The organism is Haloarcula limicola (assembly GCF_010119205.1).
Lineage (GTDB): Archaea > Halobacteriota > Halobacteria > Halobacteriales > Haloarculaceae > Haloarcula > Haloarcula limicola.
In genome coordinates this window covers 1,739,068-1,764,426 of the sequence record NZ_WRXM01000001.1, presented here as the reverse complement: position 1 = coordinate 1,764,426, position 25,359 = coordinate 1,739,068, and the positions used below count along the sequence as shown (strand labels likewise).

Sequence of the window (25,359 nt, the reverse complement as noted above, 5' to 3'; positions counted from 1 at the left end):
GTACACACTGACGATATGACCGAGGACCCACGGGCGACCCTCTCGCCGGAGGAGGCGTTCGGGCTGGTGGGCCACGAACTCCGCATCTCCATTCTCCGAGCGCTGGGCGAGGCCGAGCGACAGCGGCTCTCCTTCTCGGTGTTACGCGAGCGGGTCGGAGAGCGGGACAGCGGCAAGTTCAATTACCACCTCTCGAAGCTCGAGAGCCGGTTCGTCGCGAAGACCGACGACGGTCTGTACGCGCTGACCTATCCGGGTCATCGCGTCGTCGACGCGATTCAGGGCGGCGCGTTCCATCGACGGGACGGCCGCGACAGCGAGCCGCTATCGGGGTCGTGCATCGACTGCGGCGGCGGACTGGCCTTCACGTACAGGACGATCGAAGGCGGACGCGTCGCCTGTCGGGAGTGCGGGCTCCGTCACCTCCGCCATCCCTTCGACCCCGGCGGTCTCGTCGACCGGAGCGGCGACGAGATCGGCCGCGCCTTCGACAGAGTCGCGCGGTCGGCGTGGGCCAGGGCGCACGCGGAGTGCTGTCCGGTGTGTTCCGGCCAGGTCACGCGGCAGTTCAGCGACGGCCCGCCGGCGAAGGCCGTCGCGGTCCGGGGCCACTCCGTCGTCGTCGGCTACGACTGCCAGCGGTGCAGTTACCACAGCTACGTCCCGCCGGGAGCAGTACTGTTGACCCACCCCGGCGTCCAGGGCTTCTGTTACGAGAACGGGGTCGACCTGCGCGAGCGCCCGGTCTGGGAACTCCCGTTCGTGGTCGACCCGGAGGCCGTGACGGTCCGCGCGACCGACCCGTGGGCGGTCGCCGTTCGGGTCGCTCCCGGTGACGCGGAGCGGGTCGCCGTGCTCGACGGGACGGGCGCGGTCACGGCGTTCGATTAATCGTCGGCCGGGGCGGGCGGCGACTGCGCCTCGGGGTCGGCCGGCTCGATGTCGGCGTAGGCGACCGCCTGTTCGCCGAGTTCCTCGACCCGACCGCGGTCGCCCTCCGGCAGTTCGCCGTCGATGCCGTGAGAGCCGGTGACGGCCGCCTGATGGGGGAGTACCCACGCGTCGAGAGCGCGACAGACAGACCGGAGGTGGTCCAGCGCCGGAAGCGGGTAGCTCCCGCCGGCGACGACCAGCAGACCCACGGTCGTCGCCTCGAACTCGTCGAAGCCGGCGTAGTCCAGGGCGGTCTTCAGCGGGGAGGCGTAGGAGCCGTGGTACATCGGCGTCCCCAGCAGGACCGAGTCGGCGGCCTCGATACGGTCGGTCAGCTCGGCGACGCCCGCCGGGGGGTCGGCGTTCGGATCGAATACCGGTAATTCGTAGTCTCTGAGGTCCAGTAGCTCGGTTTCGGCGCCGCGGTCCGCGGCGGCCGCGAGCGCGCGTTCCGTGGCCAGTCGAGTGACGCTATCGTCGTTCAGGCTCCCGACGACGCCGACGACCAGCGGCCGGGACTCGGTTTCGGACATACGCGTACCGAGGGCCGACTGGCCCGTTAATGTTTGCAGAGCTACATTTCTGTCGGCGGCGTTACCGAAACTGCGTTCACCCGGCCAGCGAGATGTCGAGGTACAGCATGACGATCGCGCCGGCCATCAGCCCCAGCGTCGCCACGCGCTCGTGGCCGCTGCGGTGGGTCTCGGGGATTATCTCGTCGGAGATGACGAACAGCATCGCGCCCGCGGCGAAGCCCATCGCGTAGGGGAGGAGCGGTTCGACGACGGTGACGGCGACGGCCCCGAGGATCGCCAGCGGGATCTCGACGACGCCCGCTCGGACGCCCGCGACGACGGCGTAGAAGCGCTTGTCGAGGCCGGCGTTGACGGCGGCCACCGACACCGCCAGTCCCTCGGGGACGTTCTGGATGCCGATGGCGAGCATCAGCGAGAGCGCGCCGCCGAGCTGCGAGGGATCGGTCGCCGCCGCGCCGAACCCGACGCCGACGGCCAAGCCCTCGGGCATGTTGTGGAGGGTGATCGCGAGGATGAACAGGACGACGCCGGTCAGCCGTTCGTCCGACCCGGGGAGGGACTCCGCTGGGGCGGCGGCGTCCGTGCGCTTGCGACCGGTCAGCAGGTAGTGGGCGTGGGGCGTGAAGCGGTCCGCCTGGTCGAGGAAGAGCGCGCCGAGCGCGACGCCGAGTAGCGTCGGTATCGGGTTGCCCCCGGAGTACTCCTCGATACCGGGGAGGATGAGGCTCGTGAACGCCGCCGCCAGCATCACGCCCGCGGCGAACCCTAGTGCGATATCGAGTGCGCGCTCGGAGGGGTCGCGCCACACCAAGACGAGCGACGCCCCGAGGAGGTTCAGTCCCGCGATGACGATCCCACCGACCAGTCCCATCACGAGCGGGTCGGTTCCCACCAGCGACGCGAACGCCTCGACGAATCCCGACTGCATCGTCGGGACGTGTGCGGGGAGGTGATTTGTAGCTACCGCCGCGCGGGCTTCGGTTCGTGGGCGAAGCCCGCTCACCGAGACGCGGGACCGGAGGTTCCGCCCCACCCCGGAAGGCTTTTTTCCGCTCTCACCCAGGTGACGACGATGGAACGTGCCAGGCGCGGTGTCGCCCTCGTCGCGGTCAGCCTCCTGCTGTTCTCCAGCACGCTCGTCGCCGGTGCGGTGACGGCTCCCGACCGGGGCATCGGCGGCGAGAGCTACGATACCGCAAACGCCAGCACGAACACTAGCGCGAACGTCACCGGAACGCTCGTCGGCTCTCACGGCGGCGGTCCCGGCTGGCACGGCAAGGGCAGCGTCTACCTCATCAGAGACGGCGCGATCGCGTGGCAGGAGGGGAGCGCCGACAGCTACTTCGACGTGACGCGGCTCCCCAACGGAACGGTCATGGCGGGGTTCATGCACTCGGGCTACGAGACCGGCTGTGCGCCCTACGACGCGCCGTGCACCAAGACCGGCTTCCGCATCATCGACCCTCACGCCGCTGGCGGGCCGACGGTCCTCAGCGAGTACGCCTTCCCGGTCCGAACCGGCAAGAATAGTGAGACGCACGACGTCGAGCGGCTGGAACCGGGCGTGTTCCTCCTCTCCGACATGGAACACGAGCGCATCTTCATCCTGGAGGACGGCGAGATAACGTGGCAGTGGAACGCCTCGCGGTTCTACGACGCGCCGCCGGACGCGACGAGACACGACTGGCTCCACATCAACGACGTGGACGCCATCAGCGACACGCGCTATCTCGTCTCGGTGCGCAACTCCAACCAACTGCTCGTCGTCGAGCGCGGCGAGGGCGTCGTCGAGGTCGTCAACGCGGACCGCGGTACCGACGACGAGGCCTGCAGGGGCGGCGGCAAACAGCTCCTGGACTTCGACGACGACGGCGAGGTCCGCTGTGGCGACCCGAGCGTGATGGACCACCAACACAACCCCCAGTGGCTCGGTCCCGGCGCGATACTGGTCGCCGACTCGGGCAACGACCGCGTGGTCGAGCTCCACAAGCGAGGCGACCGCTGGGTGCCGGTCTGGTCGCTCGAGAGCGCCGGCGGCATGGACCTCAACTGGCCGCGGGACGCCGACCGGCTCGACAACGGTAACACGCTCGTGACGGACACGCTGAACAAGCGCGTCTTCGAGGTGACGGAAGACGGCACCGTCGTCTGGAGCACCGGAACGCCGAGCAACTCCCCGATACCCTACGAGGCCGAGCGGCTCCCCGAGGGCGAGCGCGCCGGCGCGACCGCCTACGAGCCCTCGGGTGAGGGGGTCCAGACGGTAGATAACGGCATTCCGGGGCTCTCGCTCGCGCTGATCGGTCTCCGGGCCGTCGCCCCACAGACGCCGTTCTGGTTCGTCGAGATCCACCTGGCGGTCTCGCTGGTGTCGCTCGTCGGCGTCGTCGTCGGAAGCGCGGACTGGTTCCGGCAGCGGCGATAATCACCCGCTCGTCCGCCGGCCGTATCGGCGGGCGAGACGGCGCATGACCCGTGATTCGGCTTTCTGCAGGAGATCCGAGGCGGTGCTCGCCGCGCAGCCGAGCTCGTCGGCGACCGCCGCGACGCCGGCTTCGCGGGGCACCGAGTAGAATCCCAATTCGGCGGCGACCTCGACGGCTTCGAGCTGGCGATCGGTCAGGTCGCCGACCACCGGGGCGTGTCGCCGGTCGTACTCGCCGATGGCCTCGACGGTCACGTCGATGTCTTCGGGTAAGGACGAGAGCGTCGTCTGCAGGTCCTCGCCGGTGCCCACGAGCGTCATGTGGAAGGCGGCGTCGCTGTCGTAGACGACGGGCGGGACGGGGACGACGCTCAGGTCGGCGAACGCCTCGCGCCACGAGCGGTCCGCCGGGAGGGTCTCCTGGCAGACGTAGGCGTAGAACGCCCCGTCGTCGACCGGCGTCAGGTCGTACCAGCGGATCGACTCGACGGAATCGAGCGCCGCCGCGTACGGCTCCAGCTCGGCCTCGACGTAGAACAGCACGTACTCGACCGACCGGTCGCCGCCGATGCCGGTCCAGGCCTGTAGCTCCTCGTACTCGACGACGTCCTCGTCGCGGATGAACGCCTGCATCGGGTGGAGCATCCACCGCGGCTGGCGGAGATAGACGTCGAGGTACTTCACGGTGGGTGCTTTGCCCGATGAATATTTAAATCGCCTAGTAGAGCCGGGACAACGTCCACGCGCTCACACCGACAAGCGACGCTATGGACCTGTCGCTACCGCTCGTCGCGTTCGCGGTGGGATTCGCCGCCGAATCCGTGAATCTGGTCGGGATCGCGTCGAGCGCGCTCGGGTGGACGAAGTACTGGCCGCCGGGCGAGCGCGGATGGCGGTACTACACGCACTGGACGCTCGAACAGACGTTCAACGTCTCCCTCCTCGTCGTCACGTACTTCGGCTGGAACAGCCTCGGCTTCCCGACGCCGGCGCTCGTCGCCGGTGCCGTCTGCTTCGCCGTCCCGTTCGCCGGCGCGCTGCTCGCCGGACGGGGCCTCGGGAGCGAGGAGACGATGGGGCTCGAAGGCGAGCTACGGACCGGCGGCTGGTACCGCTACTCCCGCAACCCGCAGTACGTCTGCTACGTCGTCGCGACGGTCGGGTTCGCCGTCTTCGCGGCGACGCCGCCGGTGTTCGCGCTGTGCGCCGTCTACCTCCTGTCGTGGGTGACGCTCCCGTTCGCGGAGGAGCCGTGGCTGCGCGAGCAGTACGGCGAGGCCTACGAGCGATACGCACAGCGGGTGCCGCGCTTCGTCGGTCCCGCGTCCGTGCGAGCGCTCGCGGACCGACGGTCGGCCGCGGACGCCGAGTAGCGTCAGAACGGGTCGCCGGTCCCGACCAGCCGCCGCATCTCCATCGCCGAGGAGAAGTCCTCCCGGGAGACGACGTGGACGCCGTCCGGCCCCTCGACGAGGGCGGCGCTGGCCCGGGCGGTGTCGAGTTCGACCAGCGCGTCGAACGCCGACATGTCGGCGTCGAGTCGGGGGAGGTCCGTCTCCATCAGGTCGCCGACGGTGTCGGCCGCGCGCTCGGCCTGCGAGAGCGCCCGGAAGTCCGCGACGGTGACGACGCCGACGACCTCGCCGCCCCGCGTGACCGTGAACTCCGTCGAGCGGTCGGCGAACATCCGGTCGACGAGGTCCTCGACGCTGGCGGCGGCGTCGATGGTCAGCGCCGACGGCCGGGCCACGTCGCCGACCGTGAGCCCCTCCAGGAGGTCCGACAGGGCGACCGTTCTGGATTCGCCCGTGGCGGCGGCGTAGATGAACAGCGCGAGCAGTAGCAGGATGGGGCTGAAGGAGAGGACGCCGAAGACGGCGAAGAGGACGGCGAAGAACGTGCCGATGCGGGCGGCGATGCGCGTCGCCGAGGCGTACGGGCGGTTCCGGGCCAAGAGCGCCCGCAGGACGCGCCCGCCGTCCATCGGGAACGCGGGCAGCATGTTGAACCCCGCGAGGACGAGGTTCGTCACGCTCAGCCAGCCGACGACGAACAGCGAGACCGTCGCGCTGGTCGGCAGCGCGAACAGCCCGGCGTAGCAGACGACGCCGACCAGAATACTGGTTATCGGGCCGGCGACGGCGATCCAGAACTCCCGGTTCCACTCTCTGGGCATCTGCTTGAAGCTCGCCAGCCCGCCGAGGATCCACAGCGTGATGGACTCCACTTCGAGGTCGTAGCGCATCGCCGCCCAGGCGTGGCCGAGTTCGTGCAGCGTGACGCTGACGAACAGGCCCACCGCCGCGAGCGTGCCGACGAGCCACGGCGTCGTCCCGGCCTGTAACCGGGCGAGGTCCAGTTCCGTTCCGACGAGTCCGCCCACGATACCGGCGTAGAGCTCTATCTGTGCGCCGCTGCCGATGAGCCACGCCAGCACCGGCAGAAACACCAGTAGCGAGATATTGACGCGGATGGGAATACCCCACACCGTCGTGATACGATAGTTTCGCACGAGCGAGGAAAGGGGTGGCTAGCAGTAATAGCTTCGGCCGAACCGGGCGACGAGAGCGGGTCCGGCGGCGGCGACCGGTCGGCCGCCGGTACTCACGGAATCGCGACCGACTCGGCTTCGCCGTCACCGTCGTCCGCATCGCCGCCGCCCTCGTCACCGTCGTCGTCGCTGCCGACGTCCGGCGCGATGGCCGACAGCGCGTCCGCGTCGGGACCGTTGACGACGGTCACGGTCCGGCCGTCGCGGACGACCCGGAAGGCGTCGCCGTAGGGCGCTTCGTCGGGGATGCGCCACGTCTCTTCGCCGACGGACTCGCCGCCGTGGCCGTCGAGGACCCGCCGGTAGGCGTCGGCGAACTGCCGGGCGTCGTCCTCGCTGTCCCAGGCCGTCACCCAGACGTAGCCGGACGCGTCGCCGTTCGCGTACAGCGAGATGCGGTCGTTGGCCCACCCCTCGGAGGGGGCGCTCGTGTAGTTGTACGTGTCGTAGTCCCCCGAGTCCGGCGAGAGCACCTGTCCGCTGTCGATGACGGGGATATCGTACTCGCGGTCCTGATACCAGAACATCGAGTAGAGCCACGCTTCGCCGAGCGTGTCGGTGGTGAACCGCTCCCAGTCGCCGTCGATGGGCTCGCGCCGATCGAGCGACGCCGGCCGCTCGTCCGGGTACCGTTCGGGGTGGATCGTCTGCTCGGTCGAGACGGGCGGCGAGTCGTAGGCGGCGTCGACGGCGTCCCACCCGCCGCGCTCCCGGATGTCGGCGACCAGCGCCGGGCCGTCCGAGTACGGCTGATAGCCGGTGAGGTAGACGCCGAGGTTGACGCCGTCGGGGCCGTCTGCGTCTCCGGCACTCTCGTCGCCATCGCCGCTGACCGAGGCGGACGCGTCGCGGGGCAGACACTCCCACGTCCCGTTCGCACAGCGGGCGTCGTAGCGGGCCATCACGTAGTTCGCGTCGCCCTCGACGAGACCGAGGAGGCCGGTTCGGGCGTCGCTGCTCAGCGTCGGCGACCGAAAGGCCGAGTCGAGCAGGCCGGTCTGGTGCTGCAGGGCGTGGGTGAGCTCGTGGACGAGGATGCCTTCGTCGACGCTCGGGTCGTCGGGGTCCTCGACGACGAGGACGAACCGGTCGCTGCCGACGGCGTAGAACCCGCCGACGGCGGCGCTCTGCCCGCCCGTGACCACGTCGTAGGCGTCGGTCTCCTCGTCGACGATGAACGTCGCCTCGTACACCTGATTGTAGTACCGCGTGCCGACGAGGCGCTGGAAGGTGTCTTGGGACTGATTGGCGGCGTAGGCCGCCCGGGAGACCACGTCGAACTCGACCGGCCGCTCGAACTCCCGTTCGCGGATCGCCTCGACGCGGGCCATCGAGCGAGCGACCAGCGCCCGCCGCTCGGCCTCTGAGAGGCCGTCGCCGGTCTCCACGTCGAGCGACTCGTTCGCCCAGTAGCCCCGTTCCCAGCCGAGCCGGTCGCTCTCGGGGTCGGCGAGCGAGGCAGTCTCGTCGGTCGCCGTCTCGCCCGTCGGGGGCTCCGGAGTCGCCGTCTCGTTACCGGGCGTCTCGGTCGGTGACGGTCCCGCGGGCGGCGTGCCATCCTCACCGCTCGAAACGCCGACCGAGAGGTCGTACGGGCCGGTCCCGTCCAGATAGCCGTAGACGACCAGATAGTAGGTGCCGTTCGTCCCCGCCAGGTGCGAGATGCTCTCGCCGTCGGTCGACGACGTGCTCGCCTGAAGGACGGTCCGCTCCGGCCCGATCAGCAGGAGTTCGAGGTCGCCGCGGGCGTGCGAGAACTCGATCTCGGCCGAGAGCGTGTCGCCCTCGCTCAGTTCGACGGCGTAGACATCGAGGTCGTTCTCGGTGACGTTCAGGCCGGTGTAGTTCCCCGCCTCGACCGGCGTCGCCGTCTCGAAGTCGTCGTTCGGCTCGAACTCGCCCGCCGCCGGCGACGGTCCGGCCCCGGCCGTATTCACGCGCAGGTCGTAGGGGCCGCTCGCCCCCTGGAAGCCGGCGACGACCAAGTAGTAGGTCCCCGCCTCCGGGGCGACCGCGGAGACGCTCTCGCCGTCGGTCTCGGAGACGCCCGCCTGGAGCGTCGACCCGTTCGGCCCGAGCAAGAAGAGGTCGAGGTCGCCGCGGGCGTGCGAGAACTCGATCTCGGCCGAGAGCGACTCACCGGCGTTCAGTTCGACGGCGTAGACGTCGAGGTCGTTCTCGGTGACGTTCAGCCCCGTGTAGTTTCCGGGCTCGAGTTGCGTCGCGTTCTCGAAGCTGTCGTTCGGTTCGAACGCCGCCTCGTCGGTCTCGGTCTGTGCCGCCGCGGTACCGACGGCCATCGTCGCGGTCACCGCGGCGAGACAGACGGCGAGGGCGATCGTCACCGTTCGGACGCGTGTCTGGGAAGTGAGAGTCATGGCTGGAAGCGGTCGTCTCCGTCGCTCGGATAGGCACTGTCAGGGCTGCTCGGCCATTAGTTATGGAGCGCGCCCGGCGACTAAGCCGGGCTTATCGTCGCGTCGGAACGCAAGAATCAGGCGGTGGCCGCGCCGACCGCCCGTATGGTCGATTGGGACGTGTACCTCGTGACCGGCGAGTCGCTGTCGGACGGCCGGTCCACCCACGAGATAGTCGAGCGAGCCATCGAGGGCGGCGTCGGCGTCGTACAGCTGCGCGAGAAGGACCTGCCGGTCCGCGAACGCTACGAGATGGGCAGAGAGCTACGGGAACTGACCCGCGAGGCCGGCGTCGCCTTCGTCGTCAACGACCGGGTCGACCTCGCGCAGGCGCTGGACGCCGACGGCGTCCACTTGGGCGACGACGACCTGCCGGTGTCCGTCGCCCGCGAGCTGCTGGGCGAGGACGCGCTCATCGGCCGCTCCGTGTCGTTCGTCGCGGACGCCGAGGCGGCCGAAGCCGCCGGGGCCGACTACCTCGGGGTCGGGACGGTGTTCCGAACCGGGTCGAAGACCGACATCCCCGACGAGGAACACGGCGTCGGCCCGCAGCGAGTGGCCGAGATCGCCGCCGCAGTCGACATTCCCGTCGTCGGCATCGGCGGCGTCACGGCCGAGAACGCCGCCGACGTGGCCGCCGCGGGAGCCGACGGCGTCGCGGTCATCACCGCCATCACGCGAGCCGAGGACCCGAAAGCGGCGACGGCGGCGCTCCGGGAAGCCGTCGAGCGGGGGAAACGCGAGCGCGAGGCAGGGGCGAGTGGCGGCGACGGCGAGTGAGCGCCGCGAGCCTCACTCGGTCAACTTCCGCCGCAACCGCCGCTCGTCGACGCGGTACTTGAAGGCCGGCGTCCCGTCCAACAGGACGTAGGGGACTCGCTCGCCGTACTCCTCGCGTAGCTCCGGGTCGCCGTCGACGTCCACCAGCGACAGCGAGAGGGCGACGCCCTCCTCGTCGGCGACTCGCTCGATCGTGTCGATCGCCTCCTCACAGAGGTGGCAGTCCTCGCGCGTGTACACCGTGACCGACGCGTCACTCATCGCTCGCCCGTTGGGTCCCGAGCGCTAAATGTCCTGCTGGGCGGGCCGACGGGTTTCTGTGTGTCCGACCCGAACCGTCTCCCATGTCCGGTTGGACCGCCGCCGAGATGCCGTCGCTAGAGGGAGAGACCGTCGTCGTCACCGGGGCCAACAGCGGCCTCGGCTTCGAGGGGACCGAGGCGTTCGCCCGGCGGGGCGCGAGCGTCGTGATGGCGTGTCGGAGCCTCGAACGGGGTCGAGAAGCCGCCGCGGAGATTCGGCAGTCGGTCGACGACGCGGACCTGGACGTCCGCGAGTGCGACCTCGCCGATCTGGAGAGCGTCGCCGCGTTCGCCGACGGTCTCGGGGAGGCCTACGACGGCGTCGACGTCCTCTGTAACAACGCCGGCGTGATGGCGATCCCGCGACAGGAGACGGCCGACGGCTTCGAGATGCAACTGGGCGTCAACCATCTGGGTCACTTCGCACTCACCGGCCACCTCCTGCCGGCACTCCGAGCGAGCGAGGGCGAGTCCCGCATCGTCACGCAGTCCTCGGGGCTGCACGAACAGGGCGAGATGGACTTCGCGGACCTCCAATCGGAGCGAGAGTACGACAAGTGGGACGCCTACGGCCAGAGCAAGCTGGCGAACCTCCTCTTCGCCTACGAACTCGAACGGCGACTGGACGAGCACGGCGTGAGCGACCTGCTCAGCGTCGCCTGTCACCCGGGCTACGCCGACACAGAACTCCAGTTCCGCGGCCCCCGGGAGAGCGGGTCGTCGCTGCGGATGCTCGGAATGCAAGTGGCCAACGCCGTCCTCGCCCAGTCCGCCGAGCAGGGCGCGTTGCCGATGCTGTACGCGGCGACGGCCGACACCGTCATCGGCGGCGAGTACGTCGGTCCCGGCGGCCTCATGGACATGCGCGGTTCGCCGGAGTTCCAGCAGTCCAGCGAGGCCTCCCGAGACGAGGCCGACGCCGAACGTCTCTGGGACGTCTCCGAGGAACTGACCGGCGTCGCGTACGACTTCGAGGCGCTCTGAGCGCGCAACCACACCTTTTTCGGCCCGCGAAGGACAAGCCGAAGTCGATGGAAACCCCTGTAATCGTCGCCAGACTGTTGGCCGGGTTGGCGCTCATCCTCGCCAACGGATTCTTCGTCGCCATCGAGTTCGCGTTGACCCGGGCCAGGCAGTTCAGCGAAGAGGAGTTCATCGGCGACGGTCACCCGGCGCTGGAACGCGCGTGGGAGATGACGAACAATCTGGAGATCTATCTCACCACCTGCCAGGTCGGCATCACGGCGTCCTCTATCGCGGTCGGTATCGTCGCCGAACCCGCCCTCGCGGCGATATTCGAGCCGATATTCGCCGGGTCCCGACTGGCCGGTATCGGGCTCGGTGCCGGTATCGCCTTCCTCATCATCAACCTCGTCCACCTGACCCACGGCGAGCAGACGCCGACGTATCTCGGCGTCGAGCGAGCGCGGTTCGTCTGTCGGTACGGCGCGAAGCCGCTGTACTGGTTCAACTGGATCATCTCGCCGATCATCACGCTCGGCGACGCCGTCGCGAAGTGGACGCTGAAGCTGTTCGGCGTCGAGATGACCGGCGCGTGGCTCGAAACCGAGATGGACTCCATCGAGTCCCGCGCGGAACTGCGCAACGAACTCGACAGCATCCTCTCGCAGGGCGACATCCCCGAGGAACGCCGAGAGGAGGTGCTGGCCGCGTTCCAGGTGGGCGACCGCGAGGTCCGGGACGTGATGGTCCCGGCGGCGGACATCGTCTCGCTGTCGCTCACCGACGACGGCGAGGCGAACGCCCACCGCGTCGCCGAGACGCCACACACGCGGTATCCGCTCGTCGACGGCGGATTGGACGAGTTCCTCGGCATCGTCTACGTCCCGGAACTGTTCAGAAAGCAGGACGAGGACGCCAGAGAGGGGACCCCTCTCTCCGACGTCGACCTCGAGGAGGTCGCCGCACCGCCGATGACGGTGACTGCCGACACGTCGGTCAGCGACGCGATCGACCGATTTCAGGCCGAGAACCAGGAGCTGGCTTTCGTCGTCGAGGACGGCGAGGTCGTCGGGATGATCACCGTCACCGACCTGCTGGAGGAAGTGGTCGGCGACATCCAGGACCCGATGGACGCGAAAGCCGGCGTGGAGTGACGCGGTCGAGTTCGCGAGTCGCTCCGACCGACTAACGCGGCGGCGTGTAGAGGTTGAGCGTCTGTAGCGGTGCCTCGCCGCCGTTCTCGATGCCGTGGCGCTCGCCCGAGTCGATGCGGAGCAAGTCGCCCGTCTCGACGCGCTCTTCCTCGCCGTCGACGGTTACCACGCCCGTTCCCGAGACGACGAACAGCCACTGGTCGCTGTCGGCGTGGTAGTTGTCGGGGCCGCCGACGTGCTCGCCGGGGCCGACCGTCATCTCCGCGACCTGCGCCTCCTCCGTCTCCATGACGACCTCGAAGTAGCGGTCGAAGTCGAGACGCGTTCGCTCCATGCCGGACGGTCGCACGGCGGCGACGTGTCGGTTTCGGAACTGCGAACGGCCGGGTCCTGCTGTCCGCCGTCAGCGCTCGATACATCAAAAATCCGTGAAGATAGATAAGGCATAACATATTATAAAAGACATAGATTATGGACAATATCGAGGGACGTGAGCGGTTCTAATATATTATCCATTACTGATAGCTTCGAACGATTCATAAGCCGTATCGAACAACGTAGAGATCGTACACCATGTCTACAGCCGACATCCGGAGCGTTCTGCGCGGCGGCGGAGATCGGTTCATCTACCTCTCGTCCGCGCTGGCCGCGCTGAACGGCCTGCTGTTCGGGTTCGACACGGGCATCATCTCGGGGGCGTTCCTCTACATCAACGACACGTTCGCCATGTCGCCGCTGGTCGAGGGCATCGTGATGAGCGGCGCGATGGCCGGCGCGGCGGCGGGCGCGGCCCTCGGCGGGAGGCTGGCCGACACGCTGGGACGGAAACGACTCATCTTACTCGGCGCGGCCGTCTTCTTCGTCGGCTCGCTCACGATGGCCGTCGCTCCCACCGTCCCGGTGCTCGTCGCCGGGCGGCTGATCGACGGCGTCGCCATCGGTTTCGCCTCCATCGTCGGGCCGCTTTACATCTCCGAGATCGCGCCCCCGCGCATCCGCGGGTCGCTCACCTCGCTGAACCAGTTGATGGTCACCGTCGGCATCCTCGTCTCCTACTTCGTCAACTTCGCGTTCGCCGACGCCGGCGCGTGGCGCTGGATGCTCGGCACTGGGATGATCCCCGCCGTCGTCCTCGCAATCGGGATGCTGAAGATGCCCGAGAGCCCCCGCTGGCTGTTCGAACACGGCCGCGAAGATGAGGCCGCGGCCGTCCTCCAGCGGACCCGACAGGGCGACATCGACGAGGAACTCGCCGAGATCGAGGAGACCGTCGAGAAGCAGTCTGACACCGGCATCCGAGAGCTCCTGAAACCGTGGCTCCGCCCGGCGCTCGTCGTCGGTCTCGGGCTGGCCGTCTTCCAGCAGATCACGGGCATCAACGCGGTGATGTACTACGCGCCGACCGTGCTCGAATCGACCGGCTTCGGCGACGTGACCTCCATCCTCGCCACGGTCGGCATCGGCGCGATCAACGTCGCCGCCACCGTCGTCGCCATCGCGCTCATCGACCGCGTCGGCCGCCGCCGCCTCCTGCTGACGGGTATCGGCGGGATGATCGCGACGCTGGTCGCCCTCGGCGCGGTGTTTTACCTCCCCGGGTTCGGCGACATGCAGGGGGTCCTCGCCACGGGCAGCCTGATGCTGTTCGTCGCCTTCTTCGCCATCGGACTGGGTCCCGTGTTCTGGCTCCTCATCTCCGAGATCTATCCGCTCGCGGTCCGCGGCGGCGCGATGGGGCTGGTCACCGTCGCCAACTGGGGCGCGAACCTGCTCGTCTCGCTGACGTTCCCGATGCTGACCGCGAACGCCGGCAAGCCCCAGACGTTCTGGCTGTTCGGCGTCTTCAGCCTCGCCGCGCTGCTGTTCTCCTACCGGTACGTTCCCGAGACGAAGGGGCGGTCCCTGGAGGCAATCGAGTCGGAACTGCGCGAGAACATCGGCACCACCGAAACCGCTGACTGAGCGGACGCGGCCGCCGCCGGCGATCCGCGTCACACGAGCGCCCGACGGCCGTCTGACGAGAGTATTTATCCGGCCACTCCCTGAGACGAACCCGATGAACGAGTCGTTCCTCGACCTCGACGAGGTCGAAATCGAACTGGAGGAGGCGGCGCTGGAGGCGCTCGACGAGAAGGCGTTCAAGGAGCACCGCGACAACCGCGACGCCGCGATCCGGGATCTGCTCGACGAGTGGCTGAAGGCACGCGACAGCGACGGAGAGTGAAGTGAGCCGCGGCCGCTGACCGGTGGCTGTTCCGTCGGGTTCTACTCTCGGTGGGGAAGGCGGGGCTACGTGTGGAACTCCGGTCCAACGGAAAGCGACGAACACAAACGGAGCGCGGCGGTACCGAGAGCCACATGGACGTTCGCTTTCTCGGCGGCGCTCGCGAGGTCGGCCGGAGCGCTCTCCTCGTCAACGACCGCCTCCTCCTCGACTTCGGGACGCTGACCGGGAACCCACCGCAGTTTCCGGTCGAGACGCCCGACCCGGACGCGGTCGTGGTCAGCCACGGCCACCTCGACCACGTCGGATCGGTGCCGTCCCTGCTGTCCGGCGACCGCCGCCCGCCGATTCACTGGACGCCGCCGACGCGCGAACTCGCGCTGACGCTCGCTCGCGATACGCTCAAGCTACACGGCGTCTCGTCGAGCGGAGCGAGACGAGGCTCGCGGGACTACCGGTCCCGCGGCGGCACTTACGACTGCCCGTTCACCGAGGAAGAGGTACGACGCGTCACGCAGGTGTCGGAAACCCACGGCTATCGAGAGCGGTTCGAGGCGGCCGGTCACGAGGTGACGTTCTACAACGCGGGCCACATCCCCGGGAGCGCCCACGTCCTCGTCGACGACGGCGACACACGGCTGTTCTACACGGCAGATTTCCACACCGAGGACCAGCGGCTGGTGGCCGCCTCGACGGCCCGCCCCGACGCCGACGTCGTCGTCTGTGAGAGCACGTACTCCGACGTTCACCACGAGGAGCGCCGGCGCATAGAAGCGCAGTTCGCCGAGAGCGTCCGGACGACGGTCTGGCAGGGCGGCACCGTCGTGGTCCCCGCGTTCGCTATCGGCCGGACACAGGAGATGCTGCTGGTCTGTGAGGCGAACGACGTCGACTGCTACGTCGACGGGATGGGCAAGGAGGTGACGAAGATGCTCCGCCGTCACCCCGAGTTCGTCCGCGACGAGGAGTCGCTTCGACGAGCGAAGTCCAACGCTCGCTTCGTCACCGGTCGGGACGGACAGCGCAGACGCATTGCGGACCAGAACACGGTCATCGTCACGACGAGCGGGATGCTCTCCGGCGGCCCGGCGATGACGTACATTCCTGCGATTCGCTCGAACCCGACGAACAAGGTCGCGCTCACGGGGTATCAGGTCGAGGGGACGCCGGGCCGAGACCTACTGGAGACGGGCAGCGCCGAGATTGATGGGCGTATGATGCCCGTCAGCGCGCAGGTCGAGTGGTACGACTTCTCCGCGCACGCCGACCGCGACGGGCTCTTCGAACTGCTAGACGAGTACCGCGATGCTCGTATTCTGGTGAACCACGGCGACCGCTGTGAAGCGTTCGCCGCGGAACTCGACGAGCGGGGATACGACGCGTCGGCACCGTCGGTCGGCGACTCGCTCACGGTGTAGCACCCGAAGCCGAATCTTCATGAGCCAGCTGCCTGAAACTGCGTGACATGGTAAGTGCGGCGGGCTCGTTGACCGAGCCCCAAGTTCTCGCACACACGAAGCGCCGCCTCTTCCCGGCGAACGCCGACGACGGCTACGTCGTCGCCGACACGCAGTTCGCCGCCGAACGGTGGCTCGCGAACGAGTCTATCGACCCAGACGTCACGGAGACGCTTGCCCCGTTCAATCACGTCCGCGTCGGGTCGGGATACCCGGACCTCGTCGGAGTCCGCGTCCTCGACGACGACCTCCTCGCCGTCGACCGGCTCGGGGACGAACCGCCGCTCGTCGCCGTCGAAGCGAAGGGGTACACCGACGGCGGTGGCGTCGACGTCGAGCGTGGTATCGTTCAGGCACACGACCGACTCGGCGAGGCGAACGCCGTCTACGCCGCGGCACCCGCCGGTGCCATCTCTCAGTCCGCCCGGACGCTCGCTCGCGAACTCAACGTCGGCGTCCTCGGCGTCGACGCCAGCGGCGGAGTCGAACCGGTCGAGGTCCCGCGTCTCGTCGGTAACCGGACGACGACCGAGACCGACGCGATTCGGTTTCAGGCGAGCGCACAGGGCGTCGCGGACAAGTCGTTCAGTCTCAACCACCCGAAGAACTACCTCGCGTATCCGCTGGCGGTGTACCATCCCGACGAAACGGAGCGTATCCTCTCCGAACGGGTCGTCAGGGCCGTCGACGGCGCTCGAACGGGTGCCGCGTTTCTGGACCTCGTCGACGAGCGGCCCGACCGCGTTCGGTTGACGCCGCTGGGAAAGGAAGTCGTCAGATTCGCCCACAGAGAGTACGGGTCTGTCGACACCGCCTTGCAGACGTTCGACGAGTGGAAGCGCTCTCGAAAGCGATTCGCCGATTTGTCGCCGAAGTGGGGAATGTTGACTCGCCGGGTAGTCTACGCGTATCCGGCGACGCAACTGCTCGTCGAGGAACTCCAGCAACTGCACGAAGACGGCGTCTCTGAACCGACGCTCCCACAGGTCGTAGAGTACCTTCACCAACTCCATCCGTCCTTCGCGGTCGAGCTGTTCGCCCGCGGCGACGAGGCGGTTCGGAGTCGACTCCTCGACGCCGACGGCGAACTCCGGCGAGACGAGCTGACAGATGGGGCAGTGTACCACTCACCGACCGTCTTCCAGTTGAAGGCGATGCTCTACCATGCCGGAATTCTGACCTCACGAGGGGCCGAACCGTCGAACCTGACTCCCGAGACCGACGTGTGGGCGCTTCGCGAGCCGTTAGGCTGAGGGGGTATGGCGGTGCGCAGAACGGGCCTGAACCGGCATCTGTCTCGGTTCCCTGACGGCTCCCGCTCTGTGAAGCGCCGACCGCACGCCGTCTCCTCACCGAAAGAGGACGGTCGGGCGGCGCGCGGCGTCTTCGACCGACTGGTCCTCGCCGATCGCGGGCAGGCGGAGGGTGGCGACGGTACCGTCCTCGCCCGCGATCTGGAACGAGCCGCCGTAGCGGGTGACGATCCAGTTGACGAGCCATAGGCCCAGCCCCTTACCGTGTTGCAGCGCCGTCTCCTCGCCGGCCTCGACGACCGCGGCTTCCATCGAGGGGATACCGGGACCGTCGTCGGCGACGACTACCTCGACCCACTCGTCGGACGAGCGGGCGGTGAGGCGGACGGTGGTGTCCGGAGCGGGGTCGTGGACCAGCGCGTTCGTCACCAGTTCGTCGACGGCCCGTTCCAGTTCCGCGCCGGCACAGACGTCGGAGGCCGTCCCGTCTTCGACGATGACCGTCGCCGCTGGAACCCGCTCCCGGTGGTCGACGGCGACCGATTCGAGGAGCGCAGCGGTGTCGATGCGAGTCGGGCGGGCGTCCCGCGCGGCGTAGGTCTCCAGTTCGTGCGCCCGCTCGCTCAACTCCACCAGCCGATCCACCGGTCGTCGGATTCGCTCCCCGACGTCGATATCCGACGGCGGGTCCCCGACGAACTCGGCGTACCCCTGGATGACTGTCAGCTCGTTGCGGAGGTTGTGTCGGAGCACCCGGTTCAGGAGGCCGACGAGCTGTTCGCTTCGCTTTCGCTCGGTCACTTCCTGCTGGAAGCCGAGGAAGTGCGTGACCGTCCCGGTCTCGTCTTCGATGGGCGTGATCGTCATGCGGTTCCAGAACGGAGAGCCGTCGCGGCGGTAGTTGAGTAGCTCCGTCGTGACCGGGCGCTGCGCTTCGACCCCCTCGCGGAGCATCGCGACCGTCTCGGGGTCGGTCTTCGGCCCTTGCAGTAGTCGGAGGTTCTCGCCGAGCACGTCCGTCTCGCTGTACCCGGTAACCGCCTCGAAGGCTTCGTTCACGTAGATTATCGGGTCGTCCGGCTCGGTCGCGTCGGCGAGCGTGATGGGAACCTCCGCCTCGTCCATCGCTCGCGTCCGCACGCGGAGTTCCGCCTCTCGCTCCTTGCGTTCGGTGACGTCCCGGCCGACGCCCTGTATCGCCGTGACGGCCCCTTCCTCGATCACCGGCGTCGCGTTGAGTTCGACGACGACTTCGGAGCCGTCCCGATGGTCGAAGGTCAGTTCGAGCTGTTCGACAGCGGTCCCCTCCAGCAGGCGGGAGAACGCGTTGAGGGCGTCGGTGACACCGGACGAGGTCATGTGCTGTGTGAACAGCTCACCGACGAGCCGGTCGGGTTCGTAGCCGAGCACCCGCTCGACCGCCTCGGAGACGTAGGTGAACCGACCGTCGGTATCGACTCGAAAGAGAACGTCGAAGCTGTTTTGGGCGATTCCCTCGAAACGGCGCTTCTCCGCGCGGAGGTCGGCCGTCCGCTCGGCGCGTTCGCGGTCGTACTCGCGGCGTTCGATGCCGCGGCCGACGAGTCGGGTGACGAGTTCGACGAACAGTTCCTCCGCCTCGGAGAAGGGGGCGTCCCGTTCGTCGCCGTCGGCGAAGCAGACGGTGCCGTAGACGTCGCCGTTCGCGACGACTCGGCTCCCGATGTACGACCCGAGTTCGAACGTCTCGTAGGCCGCCTCGGCGATGGACGAGGACGCCCGCGCGTCCTGCACGCTCAGGTTCCCCTCCAGTTCGACCGTCCGGCGGCAGTAGGCAACGCCGAGCGGGCACCGCTCGCCCGGGCGGATGCGGTCGTGGTCGCCGACCGTCTGCTCGATCCGCTGGACGTCGTCGACGATCTGCGTGAGAAATCCCAGTTCGACGTCCAGACGCTCTCGACCGGCCGAGAGCGCCGCCTCGATGGCGTCCTCGAAGGGGCGACGTCTGTCGGCGAAGGCCTCGTACACCCGCTCTCGGTAGCGTTCGCGGGACTCGAAATCGGGGTCCGTCATGGTCGGTGGCGACGCGTCGCGCGAGAGTACCGCGTCGACCACTATGACTCTATGGGCGGCATATCAAAGGCTGATAGCGGTCGCCGGCGCTGACTACGTCTCGCCCCCGCTCGGGAACGACCGCTCGTCGACGGTCACCTCGACCTCGTTGCGGCGCATGAAGGGCGGCGTCCACGGGTCGTTGTACTGGAGCAGCGTCGGGTCGCCGCGCGTCTCGATCCCCCGCTCGGCGAGCGTCTCGAAGAGCGCCTCGCGTTCGCGGGCGACGCGGCCGTCGGTGGCGTACCAGCCGAACTCGCGGACGGCGGCCGTCCGCGGCGGGTCGACGACCAGTCGGACGGACGGGTCGGTCGGCACCGGTGCGGTCGCCGGGGTGTAGGACGCCGGGAGGTAGAACGCCATGCGCACGCCCCCCGCCTCGCCGTCGTCCCCGTCCGTGCGGACCGGCGTCGTCATCGAGATGTCGGTACCGATCCGAACCGGCGCGGTCATCCCGACAGTCGCCTCGTCGGTCTCGACCGGCGCGGTCATCTCGACGCCCTCGTTCCCCTCGTTCGCGCCCGAGATGTACCGGAAGAGCCGTCGGAACGCGGCGTTCGCGCTGGGTGCAGTCGTCTCGACGAGCACCGTCTGCGGATAGTGGCGTATCTCGACGCCGTCGAGTCGCTCCACCGTCTCGTAGGGGACTCGTTCGGCCGAACGAGTGACGTACAGTCCCCATCCCACCCACAGCGCGAGTGCGGCGGCGAGCGTCCCGAGTGCGGCCCTGGTTCGCGAAGTCATAGCCGGACTACGCCGCCGAGCGGCAAAAATCTATAGACGCGACAACAGGACGGCAGCGCGGCGAAATCAGAAATTCGGGGGGCTGGGGCCGCTCCGCCGTGAGAAGACCACTCGTGTGAGTTTGCGTACCACAACCACACAAACAATTATTATGATTGGTCGATAACGTAAGGACGTCATGGCGACAAGCCAGCAACCCCCGACAACGTACCACACGTGCAGTTGCGGCGAGGAGTTCGACACCACGGACGACCTCCTCGACCACGCACGAGAGGCACACGGCTTCGACGTATTCTAACGCTGGCAGTGCGGTCCCCGCTCGAACCGTCGACCGGTTCGAAACGTTTCTCGGTTCGGAGAGTTACGAGCGCGTATCGACGTCCGGGCGGACGCTGAAGCGAGCGTAGCCGCCGTGAGAGAGGTCGAGCGCGCCCAGCCACCAGTTCCACCGCTCGACGAGCGAGTAGTCCTCGGGAGCGTCCCGCAAGTTCCGGACGACCGTCTCGACGGTCAGCTCGTCGTCGAAGTCGGCCTCGAACTGCCGAGCGTCCGCGAGGTCCCGTGCCTGCCGCGCGACGACGGCGGCGAGGTCGTCCTCGTCGCCGAACTGCTCGCGGAGCGCCGCTTCGAGTTCCTGTCGGTCCACAGTACTCGAAAGGGCGCTGTAGTCTTGAACGTATGGCCGCCGTGTTCCTGCCCGGTAAGCCGACACCGGCTTCGACCGGCGGCTACTTCCAGTACCGTCTGAAATCCGTCCACTCCGGGACGTAGCTATTTATAGTGTGCTAACATGGTGCAACGTGCACCGCCATGAAACCGTGCCACAACTGCCAGTCGGTCATCGACGAGTACCACCTGCAGAAACAACTCGAACCCCTGCGCGACCTCACAGTCGACGACTTCAACGTCTGTGCGGACTGCACGACTATCGTTGCAGACGCGTGCGTGGAGTGCGGCGGCGCGGTGTACGTCCCTCGGAGCGAATCGACCACTCCGGACTACTGTCCGGCGTGTCGGGCCGATCTCCTCGACCGCACCGGGAACGACCCCGGTTGGAACCGAACTTCCGTGTCGCTCTGAGCGGTCGGGACCTTCACGATCGATATTTTTTCGGCCGGTGGCGTCACTCTCCGATACCGAGGGTAGCAGATAGCGGACGGCCCGACACCGGCCGTACGGCGGTTGATCGATTATCGACTCGCAGAAAAATGGTCGAAGTCGTGGCTTAGTTGCCTTTCTCGATCGGCGCGCCGACGAGGTTGCCCCACTCGGTCCACGAGCCATCGTAGTTGATGGTGTCGTCGTAGCCGAGCAGTTCGTGGAGCGCGAACCACGCGACGGAGGAGCGCTCGCCGATGCGGCAGTAAGCCACCGTCGTCGAGTCGCCGTCGATGCCGTGTTCGGCGTAGAGCTCTTCGAGTTCGTCGTAGCTCTTGAACGTGCCGTCGTCGTTGGTCACGGCCGCCCACGAGATGTTCTCGGCACCGGGGATGTGGCCGCCGCGCTGGGCGGTCTCCTGCAGTCCGGGGGGCGCGAGGATCTCGCCGGAGTATTCCTCGGGCGAGCGGACGTCGACGAGCGGGACGTCGCGCTCGATGGCGTGCTCGACGTCGTCGCGGTACGCGCGGATGGACTCGCGCGGGCCGGAGGCGTCGTAGTCGACTTCCGAGAACTCGGGGACCTCGTCGGTGAGTTCGTAGTCGTTCTCGACCCAGTATTCGCGGCCGCCGTCGAGGAGCTTGACGTCGTCGTGGCCGTAGTACTTGAACTGCCAGTAGGTGTAGGCGGCGAACCAGTTGGAGTTGTCGCCGTACAGTACGACGGTGGAGTCCTCGCTGATGCCGTTGGAGCCGAGCAGGTCCTCGAAGTCCTCCTTCGAGAGGATGTCCCGCGTGGTCTGGTCCTGGAGGTCTGTCTCCCAGTTGAAGCCGATTGCTCCGGGGATATGACTCTCGTCGTAGAGCTCCGTGTCGACGTCGACCTCCGCGAGACGGAGGTCAGAGTCGTCGCTCTGGAACTCGTCTAAGCGCTCGCTGACCCAGTCGGCCGTGACGAGCACGTCGTTGGCGTATTCACTCATAGTGCGTTGAACCGTTGGTCCACCACCCATATATTACCACGAGTGTCGGCATGTACGACCACTCCTCCCCCCTGACGGCATATGTTGCCTCTATCGCGCGAACGCACGCCAGGGACCAGCGCCGCCGAGCGGCACGGAACGAGGGACGAAGTAGCCGTTTCGCCGATTTCGGCAACCGAGTCTCGACACAGGCGGCAACAGTTGCCAGCACCTTCGACCGGTCCCGATGAGAGTCTTCAAGCGGGCGGAGCGGGAACGGACGGGCGATGACAGACATCGTCTCCGCGTCGTGGGTCGCCGACCAGGGCGCGGACCTGCGCATCGTCGACGTTCGGGACGGCTGGGAATACGACGGCCTCGGTCACCTGCCGGGGGCCGTGAACGTCCCCTTCGACGAGTTCCGGACCGGCTCCGGCGGCGAGGGGATGCTGCCGAGCGACGACGAGTGGGCCGCCCTGCTCTCGGAGGCGGGCATCGACGCCGACAGCGAGATACTGGCCTACGACGACCACCACGGCGTCTTCGCGGCGCGGTTTCTCGTCACCGCCGAGCTGCTCGGTCACGACCCCGAACGACTCCACTTACTCGACGGCGACTTCTCCAGCTGGCAGCTCGAACGCGAGACGGAGAGCGAGGCCCCCGACGTCGAGCCGACGGAGTACGGCGTCTCGCCGCCGGAGACGACGCCGCTCGTGGACGCCGAGACGGTGGCCGACGCCGCGGACGACCCCGACGCCGTCCTCGTCGACACCCGCGAGGACGAGGAGTACGCCGCGGGTCACATCCCCGGCGCGGTGCTGCTGGACTGGCGCGACCTCGTCGACGACGAGACCCGCGGCATCCTCCCGCGCGAGGACGCGCTGGCCGTCCTCGAATCGGCGGGCATCGTCCCCGAGAAGCGGATCGTCCTCTACTGCAACACGGCCCGGCGCATCAGCCACACCTACGTCGTCCTCCGGCATCTGGGCTTCGAGGACGTCGATTTCTACGAGGGCAGCCTCACCGAGTGGGAGGAGGAGAACCGGCCGCTGGAAACCGACGAGAGTGAGTGAAACGAGGTCGTCCGACTTTCGGTCCCCCGTTTACGACAACTGCTGCTGTTCCGGCCCGCGCTCCTCGGCCAGTAGGTTCGCCGCCTCGACCAGGAGCGCGACGACGACCGGCCCCGCGATGAACCCGACCAGCCCGAGCGACAGCACGCCGCCGGTGAAACCGACGAAGTAGAGACTGGCCGGCATTCCGGTCGTGTAGCGGGCGAGTCGCGGCCGGATGACCGCGTCGGGGAGGAAGCCGACGAGAACGAGTCCCAGCACGGTCACCAGCACCGCGCCGACGAAGTCGCCCATGACCGCGTCGGCGGCGGCGATGGCGACGACCACCACGCTCGGCCCGACGACGGGGACGAACTGGAGGATGCCGGCGACGACAGCGAGCGAGAACGCGCTCCGATAGCCCAGCAGCGCGAAGACGACCCACGCCATCACGAACGTCCCGAAGGCCGTCGCCGCCTGCAGGACGTAGAGGGCGTACAGCGTTCCGCGCAGGCGTTCGTGGAACCGAGTGACGACGTCGTGATACGGTTTCGGAACCGTCCGGTACACGACGTGACCGGGGGCGCTCGGCTGCCACAGCATCGCGTAGACGAGGATCGTGAACAGCACGACCTTCAGCGCGAGGATCGGGGCCGCGCTGGCCAGACTGACCGCGAAACTCCCGAGGAAACCGACGGCGTCCGTCAGCACCACCCCGATGTCGACGGTGTAACGCATCTCGCCGAAGGCGAGCGTCACCGAGTCGGGGATCTGTCGGAGAAATCCGAGGAGATCGCGGCGGCGGAAGTACAGCACGGCGACCGGCGGGAGGAGGACGAGCGACCCGCCGACGAAGGCGACGACGGTCGTCACCGCCGCCGCGAGCCGCTCGGAGAGCCCGTGACCGGCGAACCACTCCGAGAGCGGAAAGAGGACGTAAGCGACGGTTATCGCGAAGAAGACGGTCGCCAACACGGTCGACAGGAGGACCGTCGTCAGCAGTCCCAGTCCGACGAGCAAGCCCGCGAGCACGTACCGTCGCTGCTGCGTAACCACGCCCTACCTTTCCGAGCGGGTGACTAAAGCGTTCCTGCGAGCACGCCTCCCGTGTCCGAGGCGGTGGGCGGTCGGGACCGGCTATTCGGGAGCGACGCCGACGGTGACGAGCGTCCCGAACTCCCGGTAGCGCTCGACCATCGCCTCGCGGGTCTCCCACTCGTCGGTCGGGAAATCGCTCTCGGGCGGGATCTCGATCTCGCGGTCGGGGACGTTGTCTTGTACCGCAACCGAGAGCCCCGCCTCGCGGAAGGCCTCTCGGTACTCGGCGGCGCTCCAGCGGGTCATCGGTACGTCCACGAGGTCGTCCCAGCCGTGCGAGTGGACGTTCCCCTCGTAGTAGTTCACCGCGCAGTGGAAGGTGCCACCGGGCCGAAGGACTCGCGCCACCTCCGCTAAGACCTCGTCGGGGTCGCTCGCGTAGTAGAACGCCTCCATCGAGAAGCAGTGGTCCACGCTGTCGGACTCGAAGGGGAGGCGCTCGAAGTCGCCGACGAGGTAGCCCACGTCCGGGTCGTCGGTGTACGACCGGGCGTTCGCGGCCATCGACGGCGAGGCGTCGATGCCGTAGGCTCGGCCGGCGTCTTTCGTCTCCTTCAGCGCGCGGCCAGCGTAGCCGCTGCCACAGCCCAGATCGAGGACGGTGTCGCCGGCCTCGACGGGCATCCGCGCGAGGACGTGCTTCGCGGTGTGCCAGTGTCGGTCCTCCATCCCCCGGTCTTTCCCCCGCGCCGCCCAGTCGTCGAACTCGTCGCTGACGCTCATGGTTTCGGATGGGGTGGCCGGGGCAAAACGCCCTTCGACTCGCGCTTTCCCGACAGTCCGAGAACGTTTTACCGCCGGATGGCCACGAACTGATATGCGCCGTCGACGTCGCCGCTATCGACTCGCCGACACCGCCCAGCAGGTGGTGGGGGGATTCCTGCTCGCCGGGCCGTTCGTCGTCACCGAGGAGGTGTGGGTGCTGGCGGCGAACATGACGGTGTTCCACGCCGTGCTCGTGGCCGCCATCGTCTTCGCGATCGGTTACGGGGCGCTGTACAAGGCCGACGCCGACCGCGAGATCGAACGCGAGGCGGAGGTCGCCGGCATCCCCGTCCGCTTCGTCTCGCTGATGCTCGTCTCCTTCGGCTCCGTGGTGGTTCTGGCGTTCGTCTTCACCGCCCCCGATGCCTTCCTCGTCGACAACGAGATTCTGAAAAACCCCACGCGAATGGCCGTCGCCGTGACGACCCTGAAGGCCGTCGCGGTCGGTGCCATCTTCAGCGTCGTCGGAGCCGCCACCGCCGACAGCGTGTTCTAGGAATCGTGTTTGGTCGGTGAATCGCTACCGTCGGTCGCGTTGCGAACAGCCAGAAAGCC

Annotated in this window: 26 protein-coding genes; 13 read left to right on the top strand and 13 right to left on the bottom strand. The window is 67.9% G+C overall.

Features of this window, described 5'->3' with window-relative positions; all coding sequences use genetic code 11:
* Positions 1–15 precede the first annotated feature (15 nt).
* Positions 16–891, top strand: coding sequence for a helix-turn-helix transcriptional regulator (locus tag GO488_RS09095; RefSeq protein WP_162317441.1), 876 nt, complete (start codon positions 16–18; stop codon positions 889–891).
* Here GO488_RS09095 and GO488_RS09090 read toward each other — a convergent pair.
* Positions 888–1,466 (bottom strand): NADPH-dependent FMN reductase, encoded by a 579-nt coding sequence (locus GO488_RS09090; RefSeq protein WP_162317440.1) that lies wholly within the window; start codon positions 1,464–1,466, stop codon positions 888–890. The genes GO488_RS09095 and GO488_RS09090 overlap by 4 nt on opposite strands.
* A gap of 76 nt (positions 1,467–1,542) precedes the next feature.
* Positions 1,543–2,397 (bottom strand): ZIP family metal transporter, encoded by an 855-nt coding sequence (locus GO488_RS09085; RefSeq protein ID WP_162317439.1) that lies wholly within the window; start codon positions 2,395–2,397, stop codon positions 1,543–1,545.
* Positions 2,398–2,541: 144 nt separating this feature from the next.
* On the opposite strand from GO488_RS09085, the gene GO488_RS09080 reads away from it, so the two are divergent.
* Positions 2,542–3,894, top strand: a complete 1,353-nt coding sequence (locus tag GO488_RS09080) for an aryl-sulfate sulfotransferase (RefSeq protein ID WP_162317438.1) — start codon at positions 2,542–2,544, stop codon at positions 3,892–3,894.
* Here GO488_RS09080 and GO488_RS09075 read toward each other — a convergent pair whose 3' ends face one another.
* The gene (locus GO488_RS09075) at positions 3,895–4,578 is read right to left on the bottom strand and encodes a helix-turn-helix domain-containing protein (protein ID WP_162317437.1); all 684 of its coding nucleotides are present in this window, start codon (positions 4,576–4,578) and stop codon (positions 3,895–3,897) included.
* Positions 4,579–4,661: 83 nt separating this feature from the next.
* On the opposite strand from GO488_RS09075, the gene GO488_RS09070 reads away from it, so the two are divergent.
* Positions 4,662–5,267, top strand: a complete 606-nt coding sequence (locus tag GO488_RS09070) for a methyltransferase family protein (protein WP_162317436.1) — start codon at positions 4,662–4,664, stop codon at positions 5,265–5,267.
* Positions 5,268–5,269: 2 nt separating this feature from the next.
* Here the strand turns inward: GO488_RS09070 and GO488_RS09065 are convergent, their stop codons facing one another.
* Positions 5,270–6,406, bottom strand: coding sequence for a site-2 protease family protein (locus GO488_RS09065; RefSeq protein ID WP_162317435.1), 1,137 nt, complete (start codon positions 6,404–6,406; stop codon positions 5,270–5,272).
* A gap of 92 nt (positions 6,407–6,498) precedes the next feature.
* The gene (locus tag GO488_RS09060; protein WP_162317434.1) at positions 6,499–8,823 is read right to left on the bottom strand and encodes an Hvo_1808 family surface protein; all 2,325 of its coding nucleotides are present in this window, start codon (positions 8,821–8,823) and stop codon (positions 6,499–6,501) included.
* A 144-nt stretch (positions 8,824–8,967) separates the two neighbouring features.
* On the opposite strand from GO488_RS09060, the gene thiE reads away from it, so the two are divergent.
* The gene (gene thiE, locus GO488_RS09055; RefSeq protein ID WP_162317433.1) at positions 8,968–9,642 is read left to right on the top strand and encodes a thiamine phosphate synthase; all 675 of its coding nucleotides are present in this window, start codon (positions 8,968–8,970) and stop codon (positions 9,640–9,642) included.
* Between the two features lie 12 nt (positions 9,643–9,654).
* Here the strand turns inward: thiE and GO488_RS09050 are convergent, their stop codons facing one another.
* Complete coding sequence (locus tag GO488_RS09050; protein WP_162317432.1) at positions 9,655–9,903, bottom strand: glutaredoxin family protein; 249 nt, start codon at positions 9,901–9,903, stop codon at positions 9,655–9,657.
* An 83-nt stretch (positions 9,904–9,986) separates the two neighbouring features.
* Between GO488_RS09050 and GO488_RS09045 the strand changes: the two genes are divergently transcribed.
* The gene (locus GO488_RS09045) at positions 9,987–10,928 is read left to right on the top strand and encodes an oxidoreductase (RefSeq protein ID WP_162317431.1); all 942 of its coding nucleotides are present in this window, start codon (positions 9,987–9,989) and stop codon (positions 10,926–10,928) included.
* A 47-nt stretch (positions 10,929–10,975) separates the two neighbouring features.
* Positions 10,976–12,061: a hemolysin family protein gene (locus tag GO488_RS09040; RefSeq protein WP_162317430.1), complete on the top strand. Its 1,086-nt coding sequence runs from the start codon at positions 10,976–10,978 to the stop codon at positions 12,059–12,061.
* A gap of 31 nt (positions 12,062–12,092) precedes the next feature.
* Here the strand turns inward: GO488_RS09040 and GO488_RS09035 are convergent, their stop codons facing one another.
* Positions 12,093–12,395: a cupin domain-containing protein gene (locus GO488_RS09035; protein ID WP_162317429.1), complete on the bottom strand. Its 303-nt coding sequence runs from the start codon at positions 12,393–12,395 to the stop codon at positions 12,093–12,095.
* A 239-nt stretch (positions 12,396–12,634) separates the two neighbouring features.
* On the opposite strand from GO488_RS09035, the gene GO488_RS09030 reads away from it, so the two are divergent.
* From GO488_RS09030 to GO488_RS09015, 4 genes are all read left to right on the top strand, one after another.
* Positions 12,635–14,023 carry a sugar porter family MFS transporter gene (locus GO488_RS09030; RefSeq protein WP_162317428.1) on the top strand — a complete coding sequence of 463 codons (1,389 nt, stop codon included), beginning with the start codon at positions 12,635–12,637 and terminating at the stop codon, positions 14,021–14,023.
* 94 nt (positions 14,024–14,117) lie between these two features.
* Positions 14,118–14,285, top strand: a complete 168-nt coding sequence (locus tag GO488_RS09025) for a ribbon-helix-helix protein, CopG family (protein ID WP_162317427.1) — start codon at positions 14,118–14,120, stop codon at positions 14,283–14,285.
* Positions 14,286–14,419: 134 nt separating this feature from the next.
* On the top strand, positions 14,420–15,703 hold the full coding sequence (locus tag GO488_RS09020) for an MBL fold metallo-hydrolase (protein ID WP_162317426.1): 1,284 nt from the start codon (positions 14,420–14,422) through the stop codon (positions 15,701–15,703).
* Between the two features lie 47 nt (positions 15,704–15,750).
* Complete coding sequence (locus GO488_RS09015) at positions 15,751–16,995, top strand: hypothetical protein (RefSeq protein WP_162317425.1); 1,245 nt, start codon at positions 15,751–15,753, stop codon at positions 16,993–16,995.
* Positions 16,996–17,091: 96 nt separating this feature from the next.
* Here GO488_RS09015 and GO488_RS09010 read toward each other — a convergent pair whose 3' ends face one another.
* The 3 genes from GO488_RS09010 to GO488_RS09000 all read right to left on the bottom strand — a co-directional run bounded on the left by GO488_RS09010 (position 17,092) and on the right by GO488_RS09000 (position 20,542).
* Entirely contained in the window at positions 17,092–19,047 is a 1,956-nt protein-coding gene (locus GO488_RS09010; protein WP_162317424.1) for a PAS domain S-box protein, read from the bottom strand.
* A gap of 93 nt (positions 19,048–19,140) precedes the next feature.
* The gene (locus tag GO488_RS09005; protein ID WP_162317423.1) at positions 19,141–19,830 is read right to left on the bottom strand and encodes an SOUL family heme-binding protein; all 690 of its coding nucleotides are present in this window, start codon (positions 19,828–19,830) and stop codon (positions 19,141–19,143) included.
* Between the two features lie 361 nt (positions 19,831–20,191).
* A complete protein-coding gene (locus GO488_RS09000) occupies positions 20,192–20,542 on the bottom strand; it encodes a WNWW family protein (protein WP_479682643.1) in 351 nt (116 codons plus the stop codon).
* A 98-nt stretch (positions 20,543–20,640) separates the two neighbouring features.
* Here GO488_RS09000 and GO488_RS08995 point away from each other — a divergent pair, with 98 nt between their 5' ends.
* Entirely contained in the window at positions 20,641–20,910 is a 270-nt protein-coding gene (locus tag GO488_RS08995; RefSeq protein ID WP_162317421.1) for a DUF7571 family protein, read from the top strand.
* 145 nt (positions 20,911–21,055) lie between these two features.
* Here GO488_RS08995 and GO488_RS08990 read toward each other — a convergent pair whose 3' ends face one another.
* Complete coding sequence (locus GO488_RS08990) at positions 21,056–21,910, bottom strand: sulfurtransferase (RefSeq protein WP_162317420.1); 855 nt, start codon at positions 21,908–21,910, stop codon at positions 21,056–21,058.
* Between the two features lie 266 nt (positions 21,911–22,176).
* Between GO488_RS08990 and GO488_RS08985 the strand changes: the two genes are divergently transcribed.
* Positions 22,177–22,962 carry a sulfurtransferase gene (locus GO488_RS08985; protein ID WP_162317419.1) on the top strand — a complete coding sequence of 262 codons (786 nt, stop codon included), beginning with the start codon at positions 22,177–22,179 and terminating at the stop codon, positions 22,960–22,962.
* 30 nt (positions 22,963–22,992) lie between these two features.
* Here the strand turns inward: GO488_RS08985 and GO488_RS08980 are convergent, their stop codons facing one another.
* Both GO488_RS08980 and GO488_RS08975 read right to left on the bottom strand, forming a co-directional pair.
* Positions 22,993–23,997 (bottom strand): AI-2E family transporter, encoded by a 1,005-nt coding sequence (locus tag GO488_RS08980; RefSeq protein ID WP_162317418.1) that lies wholly within the window; start codon positions 23,995–23,997, stop codon positions 22,993–22,995.
* A gap of 81 nt (positions 23,998–24,078) precedes the next feature.
* Positions 24,079–24,762 (bottom strand): class I SAM-dependent methyltransferase, encoded by a 684-nt coding sequence (locus GO488_RS08975; RefSeq protein WP_162317417.1) that lies wholly within the window; start codon positions 24,760–24,762, stop codon positions 24,079–24,081.
* Between the two features lie 94 nt (positions 24,763–24,856).
* Between GO488_RS08975 and GO488_RS08970 the strand changes: the two genes are divergently transcribed.
* The gene (locus GO488_RS08970) at positions 24,857–25,300 is read left to right on the top strand and encodes a DUF2391 family protein (protein WP_162317416.1); all 444 of its coding nucleotides are present in this window, start codon (positions 24,857–24,859) and stop codon (positions 25,298–25,300) included.
* Positions 25,301–25,359: the final 59 nt, after the last annotated feature.